The following is a 6,021-nucleotide window of genomic DNA, read 5'->3' on the forward strand; positions in this document are numbered from 1 at the left end:
GGAGATGTTAAAAATGGAAAGCCATATTCAAATATTTGATACAACGTTAAGAGATGGAGAGCAAACACCTGGTGTGAATTTTTCATTTGATGAACGTTTAAGTATTGCCAAGCAACTTGAAAAATGGGGAGTCGATGTTATTGAAGCAGGCTTCCCCGCTTCAAGTACTGGAAGCTTTAAATCAGTAGAAGCAATCTCTAAAGCATTAACTACCACTGCAGTGTGTGGATTAGCAAGATGTAAAAAATCTGATATTGATGCAGTATATGAAGCAACAAAATGTGCTACTAAATCACGTGTTCATGTATTTATTGCTACTTCCCCTATCCATTTAGAACATAAGCTAAAAATGACTCAAGAAGAAGTCTTAGGATCAATTAAAGAACATGTCAGTTATGCTAAATCATTATTCGATGTAGTACAATTCTCACCAGAAGATGCATCAAGAACAGATCAAGCATTCCTTATAAAGTCTGTTCAAACAGCTGTTGATGCTGGAGCTACAATAATCAATATTCCAGATACTGTTGGATATAACTATCCAAGTGAATATGGTGCCATTTTTAAATCTCTTATTACAAATGTTAAATCAGAAAAAGAAATTATTTATAGTGCACATTGTCATGATGATTTGGGTATGGCAGTAGCAAATAGCTTAGCTGCAATTGAAAATGGCGCGAAACGCATTGAAGGTACTGTAAATGGTATTGGTGAACGTGCAGGTAATACTGCATTAGAAGAAATTGCATTAGCACTATATGTTCGCAAAGATCATTATGGTATTGAAACAAAATTAAAATTAGAGCAAACTAAATTGACTTCAGAATTAATTTCTAGATATGCAGGCATTCGAGTTCCAAGAAATAAAGCAATTGTTGGTCAAAATGCTTTCAGTCATGAATCAGGTATTCATCAAGATGGTGTTCTTAAAAATCCTGAAACGTACGAAATCATGACGCCTCAACTTGTTGGAATAAGTAAAAATGAATTACCTTTAGGCAAACTTTCTGGTAAACATGCTTTTGCTGAAAAACTTAAAACGTTAGGTTATGACATTGAACCTAAACAACAAATCGAGTTATTCAAACAATTTAAAGCAGTAGCAGATAAGAAAAAATCAGTATCTGATCGAGATATTCATGCGATGATTCAAGGTTCTGAACATGAACAAAATGCAATTTATCAAGTAGAAACGTTGCAATTACAATACGTTTCAAATGGTCTACAAAGTGCTGTTGTTGTCATTAAAGATAAAAAAGGTCATATTTATCAAGACTCAAGCATTGGTACAGGATCAATTGTTGCAATTTACAATGCTGTTGATCGTATTTTTAAAAAGGATAGTGAACTAATCGATTATAGAATTGATTCAGTTACTGAAGGTACAGATGCACAAGCTGAGGTTCATGTTGAGCTTGTTATTGAAAATCGACATGTTAATGGCATAGGTATCGATCATGATATACTTCAAGCTTCTTGTAAAGCATATGTAGAAGCTCATGCTAAATATATTGCCCAAGATTTAGAGAAAGTAGGTAATAAATAATGACATATAAAATTGTTGCTTTACCCGGAGATGGCATTGGTCCTGAAATTTTAAATGGAAGTTTGGAGCTATTAGAAATAATAAGTAAGAAATACAATTTCACCTATAATTTAAAAAGTTATGATTTTGGAGGAGCCGCCATTGATACACATGGCACTCCCCTTCCTAATGAAACACTCTCTGCCTGTCAAGAAGCAGATGCGATTTTATTAGGAGCAGTTGGAGGACCAAAATGGACAGATTCTAATAATCGTCCAGAACAAGGATTATTAGCGTTACGTAAAAAGTTAGGCTTATTTGCTAATATTCGTCCTACTAAAGTGACTGAAGGTACCAGTCAATTTTCACCTTTAAAAGAAGCGCGTGTTAAACATACAGACTTAGTTATAGTTCGTGAATTAACGAGTGGCATTTATTTTGGTGAACCTAGACATATTAATCATTCTGAAGCATTAGATTCTCTTATTTATACTAAAGCTGAAATAGAACGTATTGCTAAAGTTGCATTTGAATTAGCACGTACTCGTAATAAAAAAGTAACTTCTGTAGATAAAGAGAATGTCCTTGCTTCAAGTAAACTTTGGAGAAAAACTGTTACTGAAGTAAGCAAGTCTTATCCGGACATCGAATTAAATCATTTACTCGTTGATGCGTGTAGTATGCATTTGATTACTCATCCTTCACAATTCGACGTCATTGTTACTGAAAATCTCTTTGGTGATATTTTAAGTGATGAAGCTTCAGTAATACCTGGTTCACTTGGTTTATCCCCTTCGGCAAGTTTTAGTGAACACGGTACTAGACTTTATGAACCTATTCATGGCTCAGCGCCTGACATTGCTAATCAAAATCTTGCTAATCCATTTGGAATGGTATTGTCACTAGCAATGTGTTTAAGAGAAAGTTTAAATCAAAGTGTAGCAGCAGAAGAATTAGAAGATGCTGTATATCATTTAATTAAAATTGGTAAAACAACAAAAGACCTTGGAGGACACTATAAAACTTCAGAAATCTTTGAGTTACTTAAAAAAAGCTATCAATAAAGGGAGGTACATAAATAATGGCTCAAACATTATTTGATAAAGTTTGGAATAAACATGTCTTAACTGGTAAAGAAGGCGAACCTCAACTCTTATACATAGATTTGCATCTTATACATGAAGTGACCTCTCCTCAAGCTTTTGAAGGATTAAGGCTTCAAAAAAGACAACTTAGACGTCCAGATTTAACCTTTGCAACTCTTGATCATAATGTTCCTACAATCGATATATTTAATATTAGAGATGAAATTGCTAATAAACAAATTACGACCTTACAGAAAAATGCCAAAGATTTTGGGGTACATATTTTTGATATGGGTTCCGATGAGCAGGGTATCGTTCATATGGTAGGCCCTGAAACTGGATTAACACAACCAGGTAAGACAATCGTATGTGGTGACTCACATACAGCAACTCACGGGGCATTTGGTGCTATTGCTTTTGGCATTGGAACAAGTGAAGTAGAACATGTTTTTGCAACTCAAACATTATGGCAAACAAAACCAAAAAATCTTAAAATTGAAGTTTCTGGTAAATTACAACCTGGTGTGTATGCTAAAGATATTATTTTACATTTAATCAATCAATATGGTGTAGATTTCGGAACAGGCTATGCACTTGAGTTTACTGGAGAAACAATTCAATCACTATCCATGGAGGGGCGAATGACAATTTGTAACATGGCCATTGAAGGTGGAGCTAAATACGGTATTATTCAACCGGATGAAACTACATTTGAATATATCAAAGGTCGTCCATATGCACAAAACTTTAATCAATCTATTGGAGAATGGCAGAAACTATATTCAGATGAAAACGCTCATTTTGACCAAGTGATTACACTTGATGTAACAAATTTAGAACCTCAAGTGACATGGGGCACAAATCCAGAGATGGGTGTGAATTTTAGTTCTCCATTCCCAGAAATTCAAAATATTAATGATGAACGGGCATACAACTATATGGGACTGAAACCTGGTCAAAAAGCAGAAGATATCGATTTAGGTTATGTCTTTTTAGGTTCATGTACTAATGCTCGCCTATCAGATTTGATAGAAGCAAGCCATATCGTAAAAGGAAAAAAAGTACATCCTAAAATTACTGCTATTGTTGTTCCTGGCTCACGTACAGTAAAAAAAGAAGCAGAATCTCTTGGATTAGACAAAGTATTTAAAGAAGCAGGCTTTGAATGGAGAGAACCTGGATGTTCCATGTGCTTAGGAATGAATCCTGACCAAGTACCAGAAGGTGTCCATTGTGCCTCAACAAGTAATCGAAATTTTGAGGGTCGGCAAGGTAAAGGTGCACGTACACATCTTGTTTCTCCAGCCATGGCAGCAGCCGCAGCAATAAATGGTAAATTCGTTGACGTAAGAAAGGTGGTTGTATAAGTAATGGATATTCAGCCTATCACCCAATACACAGGTAAAGTAGTCCCTTTGTTTAACGATAATATTGATACAGATCAAATTATTCCAAAAGTTCATCTTAAACGAATTACTAAAACTGGTTTTGGACTCTTTGCTTTTGATGAATGGCGTTATTTACCTGATGGATCAGATAACCCAGATTTTAATCTAAACAAACCAAAATATAAAGGTGCTTCAATTCTTATTACTGGAGACAACTTTGGTTGTGGTTCAAGTCGTGAACATGCTGCTTGGGCTTTAAAAGATTTTGGCTTTAATATTATTATTGCTGGTGGTTTTAGCGATATCTTCTATATGAATTGTACAAAAAATGGAATGTTACCTATTGTTTTAAATGAACAATCTAGAAAATATCTAGCCGATCAAAATAATATAACGGTTGATTTACCAAATCAAACTGTGTCAGCAAATAATCAATCTTTCCACTTTGATATAGATGAAACTTGGAAAGATAAACTTATAAATGGATTAGATGATATTGCTATTACATTAAAATATGAAGAATTAATAGAGAAATATGAGAAAACAATGTAAGGATGATAACAAATGGTTTTAAAGACAACGGTAACAGCTACTGATGTAGACGAAGCTTATTTACGTATAAAAGATGTGGTGAAAGAAACACCATTACAATATGATCATTATCTTTCACAAAAATATAATTGTAATGTTTATTTAAAAAGAGAAGACTTGCAATGGGTACGCTCATTTAAATTGCGTGGTGCTTATAACGCTATTTCAGTATTAGACACACAAGCTAAATCAAAAGGTATTACTTGCGCCAGCGCTGGTAATCATGCCCAAGGAGTAGCTTATACTGCTAAAGCATTAAATTTAAAAGCTGTTATCTTTATGCCAGTGACAACCCCTCTTCAAAAAGTAAATCAAGTTAAATTCTTTGGTGCAGAAAATGTAGAAATCGTTCTAACTGGTGATACATTTGATGATTGTTTAAAAGAAGCTTTAGTTTATACAGATGAGCATCATATGACATTTATTGATCCATTCAACAATATTTATACTATCGCTGGTCAAGGGACATTAGCAAAAGAAATTTTATTAGAAGCAAAAAAAGAAATGATTCAATTTGATTATCTCTTTGCAGCTATTGGAGGCGGAGGTCTAATATCCGGTGTAAGTACATATATGCATGAACATAGTCCACATACACAAATCATTGGCGTCGAACCTGCCGGAGCAAGTAGTATGTATGAATCTGTAGTAGTTCAAAATAAAGTTGTAACTTTAGAACATATAGATAAATTTGTTGATGGCGCTTCAGTAGCCCGTGTTGGTGATATTACCTTTAATATTGTCAAACAATACGTCAACGACTACTTACAAATTGATGAAGGTGCAGTATGTTCTACAATTTTAGATATGTACTCTAAACAAGCAATAGTAGCAGAACCAGCAGGTGCATTAAGTGTATCAGCTCTTGAATTTTATAAAGACAATATTATAGGAAAAACTGTAGTATGCGTAGTCAGTGGTGGAAATAATGATATTAATCGTATGAAAGAAATTGAAGAACGTTCACTTTTATATGAAGAAATGAAACATTATTTCATTTTAAACTTCCCTCAACGTCCAGGAGCTTTAAAAGAATTTGTTAATGATGTTTTAGGTCCTCAAGATGATATTACTAAATTTGAATATCTAAAAAAAGCTTCTCAAAATACTGGCACTGTTATTATTGGCATTCAGTTAAATAATCATCAAGATTTAGAACAATTAAAACATAATGTCGATGAATTTGATCCATCAAATATTTATATTAATGAAAATAAAATGTTGTATTCATTATTAATTTGAGATAATATTAAAAACTTCTTCAGTATATTATTGAAGAAGTTTTATTATTTTTATCATTTTTTAAGTTTAATACTTCCACTTCTCAATTCATTAGCTCCAAACACTTTCTATAAATTTCGACATAAAAAAAAGAGACCTCACGGTCTCAATATCGGGTCATCGCATCCATACAATGATTTGCCTGGCAACG

5 protein-coding genes are annotated in these 6,021 nt (G+C 33.5%); all 5 read left to right on the forward strand.

Features of this window, described 5'->3' with window-relative positions; translation table 11 throughout:
* Nucleotides 1-13 precede the first annotated feature (13 nt).
* From HMPREF2953_RS04835 to ilvA, 5 genes are read left to right on the forward strand one after another with little or no spacing between them, the layout of a single operon-like run.
* A complete protein-coding gene (locus HMPREF2953_RS04835; RefSeq protein WP_070672083.1) occupies nucleotides 14-1,546 on the forward strand; it encodes a 2-isopropylmalate synthase in 1,533 nt (510 codons plus the stop codon).
* Nucleotides 1,546-2,589, forward strand: coding sequence for a 3-isopropylmalate dehydrogenase (gene leuB / locus HMPREF2953_RS04840; protein ID WP_049336667.1), 1,044 nt, complete (start codon nucleotides 1,546-1,548; stop codon nucleotides 2,587-2,589). The genes HMPREF2953_RS04835 and leuB overlap by 1 nt, the downstream gene beginning before the upstream one ends.
* A 17-nt stretch (nucleotides 2,590-2,606) precedes the next feature.
* On the forward strand, nucleotides 2,607-3,977 hold the full coding sequence (gene leuC / locus HMPREF2953_RS04845; protein WP_070672085.1) for a 3-isopropylmalate dehydratase large subunit: 1,371 nt from the start codon (nucleotides 2,607-2,609) through the stop codon (nucleotides 3,975-3,977).
* A gap of 3 nt (nucleotides 3,978-3,980) precedes the next feature.
* A complete protein-coding gene (gene leuD, locus HMPREF2953_RS04850; RefSeq protein WP_070672087.1) occupies nucleotides 3,981-4,550 on the forward strand; it encodes a 3-isopropylmalate dehydratase small subunit in 570 nt (189 codons plus the stop codon).
* A 12-nt stretch (nucleotides 4,551-4,562) separates the two neighbouring features.
* Nucleotides 4,563-5,831 (forward strand): threonine ammonia-lyase IlvA, encoded by a 1,269-nt coding sequence (gene ilvA, locus HMPREF2953_RS04855; protein WP_002448279.1) that lies wholly within the window; start codon nucleotides 4,563-4,565, stop codon nucleotides 5,829-5,831.
* Nucleotides 5,832-6,021 lie beyond the last annotated feature (190 nt).

This window comes from Staphylococcus sp. HMSC072E01 (genome assembly GCF_001814125.1).
GTDB lineage: Bacteria > Bacillota > Bacilli > Staphylococcales > Staphylococcaceae > Staphylococcus > Staphylococcus hominis.